General features: G+C 50.5%; 14 protein-coding genes and 1 pseudogene. 6 read left to right on the top strand and 9 right to left on the bottom strand.

What is annotated here, in order from left to right; all coding sequences use genetic code 11:
• Window positions 1-216: 216 nt before the first annotated feature.
• On the top strand, window positions 217-2,223 hold the full coding sequence (locus MMG03_RS15320; RefSeq protein WP_249506674.1) for a translation factor GTPase family protein: 2,007 nt from the start codon (window positions 217-219) through the stop codon (window positions 2,221-2,223).
• An 8-nt stretch (window positions 2,224-2,231) separates the two neighbouring features.
• Here the strand turns inward: MMG03_RS15320 and MMG03_RS15315 are convergent, their stop codons facing one another.
• Window positions 2,232-3,122, bottom strand: coding sequence for a DUF58 domain-containing protein (locus MMG03_RS15315; protein ID WP_073157844.1), 891 nt, complete (start codon window positions 3,120-3,122; stop codon window positions 2,232-2,234).
• A gap of 112 nt (window positions 3,123-3,234) precedes the next feature.
• On the opposite strand from MMG03_RS15315, the gene MMG03_RS15310 reads away from it, so the two are divergent.
• The 3 genes from MMG03_RS15310 (at window position 3,235) to MMG03_RS15300 (ending at window position 5,664) form a co-directional block, all read left to right on the top strand.
• Complete coding sequence (locus MMG03_RS15310; RefSeq protein ID WP_073238477.1) at window positions 3,235-3,969, top strand: hypothetical protein; 735 nt, start codon at window positions 3,235-3,237, stop codon at window positions 3,967-3,969.
• 54 nt (window positions 3,970-4,023) lie between these two features.
• Window positions 4,024-4,902: a TIGR02452 family protein gene (locus tag MMG03_RS15305; RefSeq protein WP_249506673.1), complete on the top strand. Its 879-nt coding sequence runs from the start codon at window positions 4,024-4,026 to the stop codon at window positions 4,900-4,902.
• 375 nt (window positions 4,903-5,277) lie between these two features.
• Window positions 5,278-5,664, top strand: coding sequence for a YkvA family protein (locus MMG03_RS15300; RefSeq protein WP_073238486.1), 387 nt, complete (start codon window positions 5,278-5,280; stop codon window positions 5,662-5,664).
• 62 nt (window positions 5,665-5,726) lie between these two features.
• On the opposite strand, the gene MMG03_RS15295 is transcribed toward MMG03_RS15300, so the two are convergent.
• The 3 genes from MMG03_RS15295 to MMG03_RS15285 form a co-directional block, all read right to left on the bottom strand.
• Window positions 5,727-6,698 carry an ATP-binding protein gene (locus MMG03_RS15295; protein ID WP_249506672.1) on the bottom strand — a complete coding sequence of 324 codons (972 nt, stop codon included), beginning with the start codon at window positions 6,696-6,698 and terminating at the stop codon, window positions 5,727-5,729.
• 13 nt (window positions 6,699-6,711) lie between these two features.
• Window positions 6,712-8,151 carry an ATP-binding protein gene (locus MMG03_RS15290; protein ID WP_249506671.1) on the bottom strand — a complete coding sequence of 480 codons (1,440 nt, stop codon included), beginning with the start codon at window positions 8,149-8,151 and terminating at the stop codon, window positions 6,712-6,714.
• Window positions 8,152-8,299: 148 nt separating this feature from the next.
• Entirely contained in the window at window positions 8,300-9,316 is a 1,017-nt protein-coding gene (locus MMG03_RS15285) for a Fic family protein (RefSeq protein ID WP_073157813.1), read from the bottom strand.
• 26 nt (window positions 9,317-9,342) lie between these two features.
• Between MMG03_RS15285 and MMG03_RS15280 the strand changes: the two genes are divergently transcribed.
• Together MMG03_RS15280 and tnpA are read left to right on the top strand one after the other, a co-directional pair.
• Window positions 9,343-10,185, top strand: a complete 843-nt coding sequence (locus MMG03_RS15280) for a 50S ribosomal protein L11 methyltransferase (protein WP_073283519.1) — start codon at window positions 9,343-9,345, stop codon at window positions 10,183-10,185.
• A 152-nt stretch (window positions 10,186-10,337) separates the two neighbouring features.
• Window positions 10,338-10,673, top strand: a pseudogene (tnpA, locus tag MMG03_RS15275) (IS200/IS605 family transposase); the annotation flags it as partial.
• A 25-nt stretch (window positions 10,674-10,698) separates the two neighbouring features.
• Here tnpA and MMG03_RS15270 read toward each other — a convergent pair.
• The 5 genes from MMG03_RS15270 to MMG03_RS15250 form a co-directional block, all read right to left on the bottom strand.
• Window positions 10,699-11,508 carry an opacity family porin gene (locus MMG03_RS15270; RefSeq protein WP_073283513.1) on the bottom strand — a complete coding sequence of 270 codons (810 nt, stop codon included), beginning with the start codon at window positions 11,506-11,508 and terminating at the stop codon, window positions 10,699-10,701.
• A gap of 28 nt (window positions 11,509-11,536) precedes the next feature.
• The gene (locus MMG03_RS15265) at window positions 11,537-12,058 is read right to left on the bottom strand and encodes a hypothetical protein (RefSeq protein ID WP_073283510.1); all 522 of its coding nucleotides are present in this window, start codon (window positions 12,056-12,058) and stop codon (window positions 11,537-11,539) included.
• A 21-nt stretch (window positions 12,059-12,079) separates the two neighbouring features.
• Window positions 12,080-12,607, bottom strand: coding sequence for a hypothetical protein (locus MMG03_RS15260; RefSeq protein ID WP_073283507.1), 528 nt, complete (start codon window positions 12,605-12,607; stop codon window positions 12,080-12,082).
• 110 nt (window positions 12,608-12,717) lie between these two features.
• Window positions 12,718-14,922, bottom strand: coding sequence for a YgiQ family radical SAM protein (locus tag MMG03_RS15255; protein WP_249506670.1), 2,205 nt, complete (start codon window positions 14,920-14,922; stop codon window positions 12,718-12,720).
• Between the two features lie 130 nt (window positions 14,923-15,052).
• On the bottom strand, window positions 15,053-16,462 hold the full coding sequence (locus MMG03_RS15250; RefSeq protein ID WP_346348728.1) for a sugar porter family MFS transporter: 1,410 nt from the start codon (window positions 16,460-16,462) through the stop codon (window positions 15,053-15,055).
• Window positions 16,463-16,896 lie beyond the last annotated feature (434 nt).

Genomic DNA, 16,896 nt, shown 5'->3' with positions numbered 1-16,896 from the left:
CGAACAACAAGATAAAGCTACTGATACGGACTGCCTATGGCTTCAGGAACATGAACAACATGCTGTCGCTGATAATGTTGAGCTGTTCCTATGTAGATGTAAAGATAGCCTACGAATGGGAATCGGAATCGAGAGAATCATCTAGCAAGGCTGCCTAAATGCTTCCACACATGTTGATGATGCCTCTGATTTTTTTTGATTTACTACCTTTGTGATATGCAACCCATAAGAAATATTGCCATTTTGGCCCACGTCGATGCGGGAAAGACGACCCTTTCCGAGCGTATTCTTTTTGCTGCTGGCGAAGTGCGTCGCCCGGGTAAGGTGGAAGAAGGTCTTGCCACCATGGATTATCTGCCCGAAGAAAAGGAACGCGGCATCACTATCGAAAGTGGGGTGGCTCATTTCGAGTGGAAAAACACCTGGTTCAATTTTATCGACACTCCGGGCCATGTGGATTTCGGCGCCGAAGTGGATATGGCCCTGACGGCTGTAGAAGGGGCTGTGCTGGTGGTGAGTGCTGCCAGTGGAGTGGAAACTCAGACGGTTGCCGCCTTTAAAAAATTACGGGCCGCAGGTGTGCCGACCATACTGTACATAAACAAGTTGGACAATCCTGATTATTCTCTGGACGAGACCCTCATTAACGTAGAAGAGATCCTGGGTGTGCGTCCGGTGCTGATGACGGTTCCCGAATATGAGAACGGTCAGATGGTCAGTGTGCTCGACGTGCTGAGCAAGAGTCGCTTGGTCCATTCAGACCGTGGCGAAGAAGTGGTGGACTCTGCCGATGTTCTTTCTGAAGGGTCTTCCTCTGAACGAAGTGAAGGATCTAGCGGTTCCGGCGCCGATTTGCTGGCCAAGCATTATAAGGAAGCGGTAGAATTCGCTAGCAACTTCGATGATGAAGTTCTGGAATTGGCCCTTGAAGGTAAGCCGGTTCCGCCCAAGGCTTTGCTTCGCGGTCTTAAAGGTCTTGCCCTGGATTCCGACTATGCGCTTTGCTATGCGGGTTCTGCCATGGCGGGCTTTGGCGTGCGCAGTCTTGTGACAGCCTTGAGCTTTTTCTTGCCCGAGGTTCCGCAGTTTGATGAACGGGAATTAGGCCAGGTTATCCGTCTGCGTCATTTCAAGGGCGTGGGGGAGATTTCCCTGTTCCGCGCCCACTGCGACATGGAGCGGAAGGAATGGCCTGCAGGTTTTGAGTTCTCACGTTTGAAGGCCAACCTTCTGATTCCCGTAGAAGAAATCCGTGCCGGTGACATTTACGCCATGCGTACACCTTTTGAAGCGGAGTTGGGTCAGGTCATTATGCGGGATGGCCATCTTCTGCAAGACGAAGAAGATTCGAAGGGCGAAAACTTCCGCGACCGTTACCAGCCCTTGTTGCAGACCCGCGTAGAATGTCTTGCTACTGACGACTACCATCATGTAGAAAAGAGCCTGAATACCTTGAGCCGCATGGATCCTAGTTTCCGCGTGGTTCATGACGATGGTGGCTTCTGGTATCTGCATACGGTTGGCGAAGTCCAGCTGGATGTTCTGCTGGCCCGTCTCCGTCGTGAATTCGGTTGTGAAGTTCAGGCCGGCGATCCCGAGGTCCGCTGGCAGGAGCGCCTGTCCCATGAAGTGGATGCTGTAGAAAATTCCTTCCAGCTTGGCCCCCATAAAATTAGCATTAAACTATCTGCGTCCCCCATTCAAAATGATGTGGTGGAAAATTCCGCAGAGCTGCCCCAGAATCACGACATTCGTCTAACCGCAGAATTTTTGGAAACGGCTCCTCGCGAGATTCTTGCCGGTGTCCGTTCCGCACTTCTGGAAACGGCTGAAATTGGTGTGCTGGGCAAGGGCCCCCTGGTGGGTGTCCGCTTCGAAGTCCTGGAATTCAGCTGGACCGAAAATGCCCTGCCGCCCATGATCAAGAAGGCTTGCGCCGATGCGGTTACCAAGCTTTTCAAGCCGTCTGACATTAAACTTTATGAACCGGTCATGGAACTTTCTTTGGAATGTCCGGTGAACTTTGCCGGTAATATTACCAGCGATATTCAGGCCCGTGAGGGAAGGGTCAAGGAAATCGGTGGCGATGGACGTACCCACTTCCTAAAGGCGGATATTCCCTTGCGGAAGATTTTTGGATACGCTACCAACGTGCGCAGCATCAGCAAGGGGACGGCGTTGTACAGCTTGAAACTGCTGGGCTATCGACCCTGTGTTGAATAACTCCGCTGTTAGCTGCGTGCCATCTTGGCGCGACGTCTGAAGTGCTCAATCAGCGGGGCCACGGTTTCCTTGAAGTCGTCGTGGGTCTCGATGCGAACAAAGTCAATGGACATGCGCTGGAATAAATCCTTGGTCTGCTTTCCCTGACGCTTTGCCTCTCGGGCGAAGGCTTCGCGGAAGGCGACGTCTCCGGTGTCAATGAGCAAGGTTTCGCCAGTTTCGGGGTCTTCCAATTCCACAAGGCCTGCAGGGGGCAATTCCATTTCGCGGGGGTCCACCACGGAGACTGCAAGTACGTCGTGGCGCTTGCGCAGGATCTTGAAGGCGTTCTCGAAACCTTCGTCCAGAAAATCGCTCATCACCACCACAACAGCCTTGCGGTTCAGAATCTTGCCGGCGTACTCCAGGGCCACCTGGGTATTGGTGCCGTGGTGCTGGGGCTTAAAATAAAGAATTTCGCGGATCAGGCGCAGCACATGTTTGCGGCCTTTTTCCGGCGGAATAAAAAGTTCCACCTGGTCGGTATAAATCAGCAGGCCCACCTTGTCATTGTTCTTGATGGCTGCAAAAGCCAAAAGGGCCGTGAGGGTGGCCATGACTTCGCCCTTCATCTGCTTTCCGCTTCCGAATTCGGAACTGCTGGAGGCGTCAACCATCAGCAGCATGGTCATTTCACGTTCTTCGATGAACTTTTTTACGTAGGGGGTGCCGGTACGGGCCGTCACGTTCCAGTCAATGGTTCGCACGTCATCGCCAGGCATATATTCACGGACTTCGCTGAATTCCATACCATTTCCCTTGAAGGAACTATGGTAGGCGCCGGTCATGACCGTGTCCAGCGTGCCGCGAACGCTCAATTCAATACGGCTGACGGTTTTTAGAACTTCTTTATCAAGCATTTTAATCTCGTTTTACGGGGAGTAATATACAAAAACTCGTTGGTCGAGAAAAACACAATTTTTTTGTTAGACATTTTGCCGGTTGAAAACGATATACATAGCGAGGTTAATTATGGATCCTGAGGTTAAAATTGTTGGTTTTGGCGAAATTGGCTCCGAAATTGCGGTTTCCGTCGGCAAAAAGGTGGTACAATTGGGGTTGTCGGGCGTGGAATGCTACCTAGAAAAAGAATCCGCGGATATGGAATTCGTCATGGACCGCAATGAGTGCGGCTTGTTGCTTCTGGTGGCAGGCGCAGATTGTAACTGTGAAACCTCTGTGGTAAAAATGGGTGAAAGGGCCTTGAAAAGTGGGGTTCCTGTTGGCGCCTTTGTTGTAAGTCCGTCTTTTGACGCCGAAAAGGATCGCTCTCTTCTTGAACAGTCTGTGGATTTCTATCACGTCATGAACGATGGTGAGTGCGCTGCGGAACGCATTGTGAATTTTGTGCAGATGTTCAAGAGCCGCGGAATGATTATGGTGGATTTCGCAGATTTCCTGGCTGTAATCAAGTTGAATAGGCCGCGCCGCCGTTTGACTTGTCTGGAAACTTGCGGAAATGGTGAAAAGTGGATAATCAACTGCGCCAAGGAACTGACTGAAACTTTTAAGCAACAGGGGCTTGACTCCAATGGATTCCTTGTCCAGATCGAGCATGACAAGAGTTTGACCCTTGAGGAATACAGCGAGGCTGTTGAAAGCTTCTACGATTCCGGGTGCGCTAAGGATGATACCAACATCATTATATCGGACATTACAAATGAAAATGCTGAAAAAAGTGGCCGCATTCGCATGTGGACCGTGTAAGCTGTACTTTAAATTGCGAACTTTTTTGTTGAACCTGAAATACAGTAGAGAAAAATGACTACAAGAGACAAGCTGATTGAAATTTTTGAAGACACTCTGAACATGATTCAGGAAAACGCAGCCCTTAAGAAGGCTGTAGAAGTTTCTGGGGAAGGGGCTAAGCTCTATATGGAAGGTGAACCTGTGGAAATCTCGCCCTGTGCTGCAGGCGAAAGCTGTGATTGCCTGGCTGCCGAGGGAATCCCATCGGAAAATTCTGGCGAAAAAAATGCCTCTGCAGACGCCGCGGTTTCTGTCTCCCGCCACCGCACTTTTGAGGCGGCCCAAAAGTTGAAGGCAAAGTTCCCGGGAAAGCGAATTGCAGTGCTGAACTTTGCCTCAGCTACAAGCCCCGGCGGCGGCGTGACCGATGGTGCCTTCGCTCAGGAGGAATGCCTGTGCCGCTGTTCCACTCTTTACCCTGTCTTGACCCGTCCGGAATTCGTCAAGAATTATTACCGCTTCCATCGCAAGCGCAGCGACCACCTTTATACTGACGCCTGCATTTATGTTCCCAACGTGGCCATTATCAAGAGCGATGTGGAGGAACCCAAGCGCCTTCCCAAGAAGGACTGGACCATGGTTGATGTAATTACCTGCGCCGCTCCAAATTTGTGGTTTGCCCCTTGGATCCTTAGCGAAGAGGAACTGTTTGAACTTCACTTGAAACGTGGCGAAAAGATTATCCAGGTTGCTTTGGCCAATAAGGCTGAGATTCTTGTTCTGGGGGCTTTCGGCTGTGGCGCCTTCAGGAATGACCCTCGGGTTGTAGCGAAGGCATACCGCCAGCTGGTCGAAAAATACAGGAACCGTTTTGCTGCCATTGAATTCGCCGTTTACTGTAACCAGTACAGTTTGGCTAATTACGAAGCCTTCAAGAATACCATGGTGTAAAACACTTCTTTGCGCTAGACAAATCCTTTGCCCCATCCACATATTTCACCTTTTGTGTTGTGGTGAAAAGGCCTCCGGCTTTTTTGGCCGGAGATTCCTTTTTTTAATAGCAAGTTTTTTTGTAGGAGAATCCACTTCGTGAATAATGCGTGTATATTAACAGCAAGAAGGATAATTTCATGCCTAAATTTTACTGCAAACTTTGTGGACTCTCGTTCCCTACAATCTGGGCTATGACTCATGCCCGTTGTTTGAAACGCCCCGCTTTTCTAAAACAGGTTAGAAGAAACTTTTATTATTTATTGTATTAGGGGGAAATTTTGTATATAGATTTTCAAAAAAAGAAAGTCTGATTTTTTATCAAGAAGGATAAAAATGAAAAAGGAAAAAGTTTATGAAGGCGAAGTTCATGACGCCGAAGAACTGAACCGCAAATCGTCCAATAAGCCTATGGACCCGCAGGGCGCATCTCCTGTGTGGAAGGCTCTTTCCGTGGTTATTGCCATGTTGGCCCTGGCTTACGACGTCTCGCCCATTGATGCTGTTCCCGATACGATTCCTGTTTTGGGTTGGATGGACGATGTGGGCTTTACCATTATGGCTGCCTTGAACGCCTACCAGCAATTTGCCAAGAACCAGGATGCCCTCATGGTCAAGCTGGTCAAGTACATCAAGTGGATGTTGGTGGCCTTGATCCTTTTGGCCGGTGTTGTTGTCGGTGGGCTAATCACCCTGATTGTCCACCTGGTGACGCAAGGGTAAAAATGAATCCCCGCAGAATTCTTCTGCGGGGATTTTGGTTTTACGGAGTTATACGGGAATTTTTAGAACCCCATGGTTCTGCCGGCCTTGTCGTCCTTGCAGCGCAATTCCTTGCGGAGTTCGGCTTCGATGCGGTCGGGAGTCTTGCTGCTGGTGGGGAAGTAGCGAAGGCGTCCGTTGACGGCGTTGAAGTCGCCGGGGGTGAGCATGGGAATCTGTGCCACGGAATCGGGGCAGACGGTATCCGGGAAGAAGACGTTCCAGATGTGACGTACACCGGCGGGCTTCAGGTAATCAAAACCCAGCTTCAGGGCGAAACGGCGGGAACTTGCCGGGTCCAGATGCTTTTCGAAGTTGGTGGCCGCCACAAAGATTCCCTTGAAGTTTTCCATCTGGGTCAGCAGTTCGTTGACCTTGCTGACTTCGTGGTTCTGGAATGCTCCGGCACGGTCATTCAGCAGGCTGTCTGCTTCATCGAAAAACAGAATGGACTTGGTGCGATTGGCTTCCTCGAAGGCGGCGGCAATTTGGGCTTCGGTCTGACCTACAAACATTCCAAGCAGGTCGCTGGCGCGCTTGATAATCAGGTTGCGGCCGAGGGCGCGGGCCATGTAGCGAACGAATTCTGTCTTGCCGGTTCCCGGAGGACCGTAAAGCAGGATGTTCAGGGAGTTGGGCGCGTCATCTTCTTCCAAGGTGTTCCAGACCTGATCGTAGTTGTGAACCACTTCCATAATTTCTTGAGTGGAACCTTCGATGTTCAGACCTTCCAGGGAGTAGTTGGGAGCATGGCTTTCGACGTCCTTCAAGTTTCCATTGCGGATTCCCATGAGCTGTGTATGTGCCTTGAGAATTCTGGCGACCGTCTTGTAGCTGTCTGCAGCACCGGTGGCTCCGCAGTCTATAAGACTCTTGGTGCGCTGTACGGCCAAGGTGAGGCCGCCAGCCATGGCAGGATATTCCACCACAAGTTTCAGCTTTTCTTCGTCGGTGAGCAGGCTTTCTGCTTCCTGGGCTTTCAAAACGGAATTCAAGACGCTCAGACGTTCATCTTTTTGCCAAAGGCTTGAATGCCATGGAAAAGTCGAAGCGTCGGCGGGTGCTGTCTTCTACCAATCCCGTCTTGTTGGAAATCCAGATGACGGGTGTGTGCAATGTTTCAAAGAAGTGATTCAGTGAACCTTTTTCGCCAAAATTCAGCACCATGTCCGCTTCGTCTACCAGGATAATTCCAGGATTCTTTTCGCAATGCCAGTCGGCCAGGGTGACGGCACGAAGGCGGTACTGCAGAAGATTGTTGTTGCGGGAATCCAGACGGCGTCCGCCGATTTCTTCATCATCCACGTCGATGCTCACTTCCCAAAGGGGGACCTTGAGCTCTGCGGCTAAAGCCTTTGCAAGCTCTGTCTTGCCGGTGCCGGGAACACCGTACAGCAAGACGTTCAGCGGGCTTTTTCGGTCATGGTTCTTGAGCATGGTCAACAGCAGGCGGGCATCGGGGTTTTTGCCCTGGAGCTGTTCAAAGCTGACGGTGGCCGGTTCTGCTGCAGAGAATGCCTTCATCTGGGCACCATCGCTGTAGCCGCTCAGATACTTGCAAACTTCGTTGGGCAAATCCAGGTTGTCGCTCAGCAAATTCAATCGGCTCAGGGCGCTGTTCTTTCCCAGAAGTTCCGTGATGCGCTCCGTCGAGAAACCGGTGGCGCGGGCGATGTTCATGAGGCTATTCACATTGTTGTCGTTGTCGCGGAAACGGCGGTGACGCAAAATGGAACGTTCCGATTCCTGGATTTCAAGATCCGGGCTGTCGCGGAGCCACAAGTACAAAAGCATTTCGAGCTCGTCGTCGTTCAGACGGTAGGTTTCCTTGACCTTCTGGACGCGTGCGAAAGAGGTGTCGTTCTTTTTAACGCCCTTCTTGATAGTGCTCATGGCATAATTGGTGAAATGTTCGCCGATGGTACGCTGCAGTTCCTGGAAAAGGGTAGGATGCATGTCGTCGGAATCCGTATTGCTGATGACCTTCAGCAAGTTGTTTACCGCCTTGACATGACAATCAGGCTTGTCTTCATCGACGAATCGCTTGATGGCGCGGAGGAATGTTCCGCTGCAAATGTCGGTACGGAAACCGTCATCGTCATCGTCGTCATCTGCGTCTGAATTGAGCAGGGCCTTGAGTGCTTCGGCATCGGATTTCTTCCTGGAATTCTTTGCCTTGGATCCCTTCTTCTTGAGCAACGGGATGAACATCTTGACCACGTCTTCCGTGAACTTCATGGTGTGGGATTCGTCCATGAGGCGGATGGCCACGGACGCGTTGATGCATTCGGGATTCTGCTGCAGAATTCGAATCCAGTACTCCAGAATTTTCAGTGATGAAAAGACTACCGGATCCGGGCGCTTGATTTCGCCGCCCTTTTCCAGCTTGGAATGGATGTTGTTGAAGTACTTGGTGCTGCTGATGTTGCTGTTTGTGTTGACTGTCATAAAACCCTTGATATAACCCTGTCTGAAAACCTAGAACGGGGATCCCCTCCCCACGAGAGTATATCGTTTTGAGTTTTATAATTGTATACTGGAATTGCAGTTTTTTTTGGTGTGACTGCAAAAGAAGAACGTCTAACTAAAAAGGGTATTAAAAAAGGGAATAGCGCTGGCTACGTCCGCCCTTCTTTTCGGCCTTGAAAACGCCTTTTTCTATTAGGGACTGAATGTCTCGCAAAGAGGAGTCGTGGCTTACATCTGTAAGGGCTGCGGCTTCCTTGACTGAAAAAGGAACGCTCAATGCGCCTGAAAGGGCTGCTTCAAGTAAACGCCTTTCACGGGGGGTGAAGTCCATCTGGCTGAACTTCAGACGGACCTGCATATTCTTTAATGCTGGCGCAAGTTCTGTCAGACGTCTTTCAATGGAGTCGCGCAAGTTTTTAAGGAAGAACAGGATCCATTCCGTAAGGTCGCCGTTGCCTGCCTGGGCTTGGGATAGAATGCGCCTGTATTCGTCGCGGTGTTCTGCGAAAAGTTTGTTCAGCGGGTATTGGCATCGGGCGGTTTCTTCGCTGCGGGCCAGCAGCATGGCGCTGAGGGTGCGGGCGATTCGTCCGTTGCCGTCGTCAAAAGGTCGAATGGTCAAGAACCAGAACTGGGCAATGGCTGCCTTGATGGCTCCGTCTACAGAGGCAGTCTCGAACCAGTTCAGAAAACGTTCCATTTCGTGGGGGATACGGTCTGGACTCACGCCGACGAAAGTGCGGTTCTTATCGCCGTCCTGAAAGCGGATCGAACTTTCCTTGCTGCGGAATTTGCGGACCTTGTTTTGTCCGATGGCGGCATGCCATGCGAAAAGGCGGTCTTCTGTAAGAGGCGAGTTTGCGTTCTGCAGCGCGCCCAGAATATTTCGGACGGCGTCTACGGCGCCATTTCTCTTTGCGATTTCCTGCTTTATCTGTTCTGCGTCGAGGACGTATCCATCCAGTGAAAAGTTGGCGGCAATGTCCTGCGCAAGAATGGACGTTTCTTCTTCTGATGAACTCACCAGGTCTGCGGTACCGACCAGCTTACCCTCCAAAAATCGGGTCTGGCCCAGAGCGTCGGCAACACTTTGGTGGTTGTAACGGAAGTTAGTCCAGTCGGGATATTGGTGGATGTAAAGCATTGACGAAAAAATATTAAATTTTAACCATGCAGAAAATTGATACTTGGTATAAGGCACAGGGCTACTGCCCGGTAGAAGAATATGAAATCGCAAGCTACCTGCTTTTTGAAGCCGGTGTTGCTACTCTCGAAGAATTGGATCCGGTGGAAGATGGTCGTACCGACTTCTGCTTCTATACCGGCGATAAGGAAGAACGCGACCGTATTGTGGCCGAGTTCCCCCAGTATCATTTTGAAGTCACCGAAGAAGAAGCCAAGGATTGGGACAAGTGGTGGCGTGACCGTGCCCAGCCTGTTTCCGTGAGCCCCCATCTGGTGGTGCGTCCGCCTTGGGTTGAATATACTCCCGAAGATCCGCAGACCGTTGTTCTGGAACTTGAGGCGAAGACCGCCTTCGGTACCGGCGAACACGATACCACCAGCAGCTGCGCCCATCTGATGGAAGAAATCGATTTCAACGGAAAGACCGTTCTGGACATCGGTACGGGTACTGGCATCCTGGCTATGTTCGCCCGCCGCAAGGGTGCAAAGCTTGCCGTAGGAACCGAAATCGATCCGCTGACTATTCCCTGCATTACCGAAAATTTTGAACGTAACGGCTTTGATCACAGCGAATGCGTGCTGGGCTTTTTGGATTCCTTCAAGGATGGCGTAAAGTTCGACGTGCTGCTCTGCAACATGATCCGCAGCGAACTGTGGCCCATGCGCGACGACATGGAAGACCTGCTAGCTCCCGGTGGCCAGATCATCATTTCCGGCCAGCTCCTGACCGAAAAGGACTACATCCTGAAATGGTTTGAAGAAGCCGGCTTCACCGTCCAGAAGGAAAGAATTTCTGGTGAGTGGTGGAGCGTGCTTGCACGCTCCTGAGTGAGACGCTGAGGGTGTTTGTATAAAGAAAACTACCGGCTAGGCCGGTAGTTCCGTAAAAGCCTTCTGGCGGTCATGGGAGAAAGAAATCCTTTGATTAATATTGAAATGCGGTCTGCAAGCTGCATCACAATAAAATCAAAGGATATAAAATGAATGATAGAAATAAATCGACTGCTCATACCACATGGAATTGCAAGTACCATATTGTGTTCGCGCCTAAGTACAGAAGGAAGATTCTCTACAATCAGAAAAGAGAACTTGTGGGAGGAATTCTTAGAAAATTATGCGAATGGAAAGATGTGGAGATAATTGAGGCTGAAGTCTGCCCTGATCACATTCACATGTTGGTTGCCATACCGCCGAAACTTTCCGTTTCGAGTTTCATGGGGTATTTAAAGGGCAAGAGCAGTCTAGAATTGTATGACATAATCCCGGAATTGCAGAATAAGTACCGGAATAGGGTATTTTGGTGTCGAGGTTACTTTAAAATGATGCCTTTGGGGGCTTTTTCTAAAAAGCGTATTTTGCGCTAGTTTTAAAGTTCAAGCCGGACTTGTCGAATTCTCCACTTCCTAGGAGTGTCATGGAAAATTCTTCTTCGATGGCGAGGTTTGGGTTGATTTTGTAGCTCGCACCTGCGAAGACGTCGATACCCGTATCTCCCTCTTCACCGAGATTGTGGGTGCCGTCAATTCTAGCTTCGCCATTGGTTTCGGAAATGTTCCAAGAGACCTTGCCGCCTACGAACCAGATGAAATTAGGATTCTTGTTGAAGTCCAGCTCTGTGGCCACCAAAACTTGAGATCCCCTTGTGACATCTTCTGTGTCGCCGTAGTAAGTCTCGCTGCTGACTGCGAAAAAGCTTTTGTAACCGACTTCATTTCCCCATGCAAAATGCCTGTTCAGGGTAAAGGCTTTTTGAATGCCCAAGTAGATGTAACCGGGAGCGAATTCCTGGGAGTCAAAGGGAATGGCCAGGTCGACAAAGGCCCCGAACTTTCTTGTAAACTGGTAACGGACGCCCAAGACGGGATTCATTAATCCGGAGTTGGTGGGAAGTTCGTTGTCGCCATAACTCTCAAGATCCAGGGGAATTTTATCCCCGGAGACAAAACCGATATCCATCAGGGAAATTTCGAAAGAGGATCCAAGAACATACCTTGCTCCCAATCCGAATGCGATGGGGTTATCACCTGTGCCGAGGTTAAAACTTGCCTTTACCTGAAGGCCCTTATCTGATTCCTGCAGAGGGAAGTATCCCCATGTGGCAAAGGACAGGCTTGCACCGAGGAGTGTAGAAACGATGATCTTTTTAGACATGGGAATATCTCTCTATCTGGAATTAGGATTAGTTTTCGGGCTTGTAGTAGTTGTTCGGGTTGATGTTGCTGCAGGGCTGGCATCCGCAAGTAACGCATGCGCAGGGAGTGCAGGCAGGAACAGGAACTTCCTTGATTTCGGTCTTTACGGGAAGAGGCTTCTCTTCAACCTGTTCGGACTTCTTCCAGGCGATGCTTTCGTTGAGGGTAAGCGGAGTGTAGGCGATTGCCAGACCGGAGTACTTACAGCTGTAGGTCTTGGTAGAACCCTTGGTAATTTCGGTTTCTTCCATGTGGACGTTGATCATGTCGTCTGCATCGGGGTAGAGCTTGGTGATGAACTTGAAGAATTCCACAGCGGAGCAGGGACCGTCTGCCTTGGTGGCTGCCATGCCCAGAACATCGATACGTTCGTTACCGTAAGCTTCGAAGGCGGCGTTGCTTACCGGTTCGATGGGGCTGATAACCTTAGTGTTGTTGCTTTTGATCAGTGCACAACCGGAAAGCATGAGAGTGCTGAGAGCAGCGAGTAAAAGAGCTTTGATTTTCATAGTGAATACCTTCCTTTCGTCTTATCTTACGTAGAAACCGTTAGTTGCGGCTTCAGTTTCTGCAGGCTGTTCAGCTGCTTCGGTATTTTCGTAATCCTGATTTTCGGGCACTGCGGTGGGTGCGACTTCTGCCGGAGCTTCTTCAATAACGGTCTCGCTCTTTTCGGCAAAGAGGGCGCGCCACTGCTTAGCTTCTTCCGGAGTCACGATCTGGTAGTTGACGGCCAGTGCAGAGGACTTGCAGGAATAAGTGGTGCTTGATCCGGAAACCTGTTCCGTTTCTTCCATACGGATGTTCACCAGGTCGGAGACGTTCTTGTACTTGGCGCTGGCGGACTTGGCAATATCAGCCAGGGAGCAGCGGTCTTCGGTCTTGACGAACACGGGACCCAGGGTCTTCATGTTGGCAACACCCTTGGCACGAAGATGTGCGGCCTGTTCGTGGTTAAGGGAGTTGATCTCCGTGACTTTGATGGATGAACTGGAAGCGCAGCCGCTCATGGCGATGGCGGACGCTGCAGCCAAGGTGAGTGTGACAAGTTTATTCATTTCAATGGATCCTTTGTAAAGAAAACTTTAACTGTTAATATAATATTGTAATGTTTTTTTAGGAATACCATATGAAAAAAGCCTTTCGGATTTCCCGAAAGGCTTTAAAATCATCTACCGAATCTTCGTTTTGACGTGAAGTGGACGGGGCTATCGTCTCTTCTACGGGGGGGATTGTTCGTGTTGCTTCTTTGCTGACCGAACTTATTGCGGGAGCCATTGTCGCGACGATCATCAGGACGGTTATCGTCCCGTCGACCCTCACGGCGTTCGTGTTTTGGAGTCCAGGTCTTGTCTCCAAATTCGGCCTGTCTGCGTTCGCGGCGGGCGGAGTTTTCCCAGCGGCCCTTCTCGCCAGACTTTTGCGGGACGATGGAAAGGCTGCTGCGTTCGGCTCGCTTCTGCAAATCCTTTTCGCGGAATTCCGGATTTTCTTCACGTTCCTTGCTGGGGCTGAATCTCTTACCTTCGGCGATAGCCGTGCGGCTTAAAAGGAGACGTCCGATTTTGCCCAGTTTGAGGCGTTCCAAGGTGGCGCGGATCTGCGGGCGGTTCTCAGGAATGTACCAGAAGAAGAACTGCTTCTGACTCTTTTTCTGTTCCGGAGTTTTTGCCACATACAGGGGCGTTCCATCTGGTTTCATTTCGGCATAGAACATTTCCGTGGCGATGGTCATGGGCGTCGGCGTAAAGTCCTGGACCTGCTCCAACTGGAATCCCAATTGCTTTGTTTCCAAGGCCAGTTCCGCCATGTCGGCTTCGGTACAGCCTGGATGACTACTGATAAAGTAAGGAATTAGTTGCTGTTTCTTGCCGATGCGCTTGCATTCCTCGTCAAAGAATTCCTTGAACTTGTGGAACAGCGTAAAGCTAGGCTTGCGAATCAATTTCAGAACCGCTTCCACCGTATGTTCCGGGGCCACTTTCAAGCGGCCACTGACGTGGTAGTCGATTAGGTCACGAGCGTATTCCTCGTGTTCCTTCTTGATCTTTTCATCGCAGTTTTCCTGCAAGAGCAAGTCGTAACGAACACCGCTGCCAATGAACAGGTGCTTTACCTTGGGGTGGTTGCGGACTTCGCGGTACAAGTCGATCAGTTCCCGATGACTTGTATTCATGTTGTCGCAAATATTGGGGGTACAGCAACTGGGGCGCGCACACTTTGAACAGCGGCTACGATCCTTGCCCCGCATCTTGTACATGTTGGCGCTGGGACCGCCCAGGTCCGTAATGGTACCTGCAAAGCCTTCCATCTGGGTAACGATTTCTACTTCCCGCAAAATGCTCTCGCGGCTACGGCTGGCAATAAACTTGCCTTGCTGTGCGTTAATGGCGCAGAAACTACATCCGCCAAAACAGCCGCGGTGGGTGTTGATGCTGTACTTGATCATCTCGAATGCAGGAACGTCACCGCGCTTCTTGTAGCGGGGGTGGGGGGCTCGTGCATAGGGGTATTCAAAACTTTCATCCAGTTCGCCGTATTCCATGGGCGGGTAGGCGGGGTTAATGACAACGGTCTTGTCGCCAACGTCTTGCAAAACACGGCGTTGGAACATCTTGTTGCATTCGATGTCCACCTTGTTGTAGCTCTGGATTTGCGTTTTCTTGCTGGCTACACATTCTTCGTGGCTTGGCAGGCGCAGGTCTTCCCAGGTGGTTCCCAGTTCCTTGTGCTTGCCTGGTGTGGGCAATTCGCCCTTGTTCACAAGAACCGCCGTCTGGGGAATATTCTTCAGGCTGCTAAAGGGAACGCCCTTCTTCAAAAGTCTTACGATTTCCTTCAGGGGTTTTTCGCCCATGCCGTACACCAGAATATCGGCTTCCGTTTCAGCCAAAATGCTGGGCTTCAGTCTATCGCTCCAGTAATCGTAATGGGTGACGCGACGAAGGCTGCTTTCCAGACCGCCAATCAGAAGCGGTACATCGGGGTAAAGCATCTTCACAATCTTCGCGTAAGTGTAGGTGGCGTAATCCGGACGGAAACCTGCCTTGTTGCCAGCGGTAAAGGCGTCGTCATGACGGAGGCGCTTACCAGCCGTGTAATGGTTCACCATACTGTCCATGCCGCTACTGATGGCGAAGAACAGACGGGGCTTACCCAACTTCTTGAAATCGCGAAGGTCGTCGCGCCAGTTAGGCTGCGGCAAAATAGCGACCCTCAAACCCTCGTGCTCAAAAAGCCTTGCCACCACGGCGTGGCCAAAGCTAGGATGATCCACATAACAGTCAGCGCTTATCACGATGACGTCAACATAATCCCAGCCAAGTTCGTCCAGGTCTTCTTTGCAGATAGGTAAAAATCGAGGATCGTACATATGAAAGAAAGATAGAAAAAGTTAATTCATTCAGAGGTGGGTTTCGATGACTAATTAAAACACCACAAAGACCCCCGCACCATACGATGCGAGGGTCTTTTTTAAGGAGGACTCTGATTGGAGTTTCTGATTACATGCTTTCCAAGGTCTTGCCCTTGGTTTCAGTAATGAACTTTGCTACAAAGAAGATACTGATGGTGGCGAAGAGAGTGTAGAGCACATAGGTGGGGCCAACGCCAATTCCATTCTTGCCGGTGAGAACCGGGAAGGACCAGCTGACCACAAAGTTGGCGCCCCACTGAGCCAATCCGCACACGGAGATTGCCACGGCACGGATGCGGTTGTTGAACATTTCGCCAAGCATCACCCACATGACCGGGCCCCAAGTAGCGGCGAAGAAGGTCACATAGAGGTTTGCAGCAATGAGGGCAATCACGCCACTTGCGCCAACCAGGCTACCGCTAGCGTCTGCACCGCAGATAAAGCAGAGAGCCAGAGTGCCGAGAGTAACAGCCATGCCCACAGAACCGATGAGGAGGAGCGGCTTACGGCCAATCTTGTCAATCAGGAGGATTGCTGCAATAGTCATGGTCAGGTTGATGCCGCTAGAAACGAGGCTCGTGAGGAAGGCATCGCTTTCGCCGAAACCAACGCTCTGCCAAAGCATGGTGCCGTAGTAGAAGATGACGTTGATACCGACCAACTGCTGGAGCACTGCAAGACCGAGGCCCGCCCACACGATGGGAGCGATGCGCTTCTTGCCGCCAATCTTTTCGAAAAGGTCGCTGAGCTTTGCGGGCTTTTCATTCTTGAAGGTTTCGTGAATCTGGTTGATTTCTGCATCCACGCCTTCAGAGTCAATCTTGGCCAGAACTTCCTTGGCTTCTTCCAGACGGCCCTTGCTTACCAGGTAGCGGGGAGATTCCGGAAGACGGAGGGCTGCAAGACCGTAGAGAGCAGCGGGAATGATTTCCACCCAGAACATGATCTGCCAAGCCTTACAGCCGCCGATAAAGTCAGCACATGCAGAACCAGCCTTCACCACGATAAGATAGTTGGAAAGCAGAGCCACAAAGATACCGATCACGATAGCGAACTGCTGCATGGAACCCAGGCGACCGCGGAGATGTGCGGGAGCAGTTTCTGCAATGTAGATGGGAGCGATGATACTTGCAACGCCGATGCCCACACCGCCAATCACACGCCACATAATAAAGTCAGGAATTCCAAAAGGAACGCCAGAACCGATGGCACTGACCAGGAAGAGGGCGGCAGCAGCCAGCATGCAACGGACACGGCCAAAGGAATCAGCCAGGCGACCTGCAAAATAGGCACCCACTGCGGCACCGATCAAAGCCAGGGACACTGCCCAGGCCAACTGAACGTCGCTAGCATTAAAGTGCGCCTTGAGGGCCCCGTTTGCACCGTTAATCACGGAGGAGTCGAAGCCAAAAAGGAAGCCGCCAATTGCAGCGGACAGGGTAACCAGCACAATGTGCTTGAGATTGGATGTCTTTTTGTTTTCCATGGTGAACCTCACTTGTTTTCCCTTAAACTATCCCGGGGCAAGGGGTTACGTTATCAATTATGTTTCAAAGGCACGGACTTTTGTTTCCTTGAAACATTTTTCGGCCTTTTTGTAACATTTTTTGCTGTTACATGGCGAAATTTTGCGAAAAACGCAAATTTTATGGCTATGTTCTACTAATGTGTAGGACTGCCATTTTATGCTGAATTTACTGAAAAAATACTAAAAAATGTTCTAACCCAACAAAAATTAGGTCTACACTTTGAAAGAACATAGCCAAAAATAAAAAATTTATATGTGAGCATCATTTTTACGCAGCGAGCACATTTTTCTTTTTGCTACCCTTATTGTTCTTCTTGGACATAATAACCCCCTATGGGTTATTTGGCATAACCCTGATTTTTGTTAAACTTTTTTGTTGAAGGGTGTAAAGAACTAGTAGTTCT

This window comes from Fibrobacter sp. HC4, assembly GCF_023373925.1.
GTDB lineage: Bacteria > Fibrobacterota > Fibrobacteria > Fibrobacterales > Fibrobacteraceae > Fibrobacter.
The sequence above is the reverse complement of the archived record's forward strand: the minus strand, read 5'-3'. Positions and strand labels throughout refer to the sequence as shown.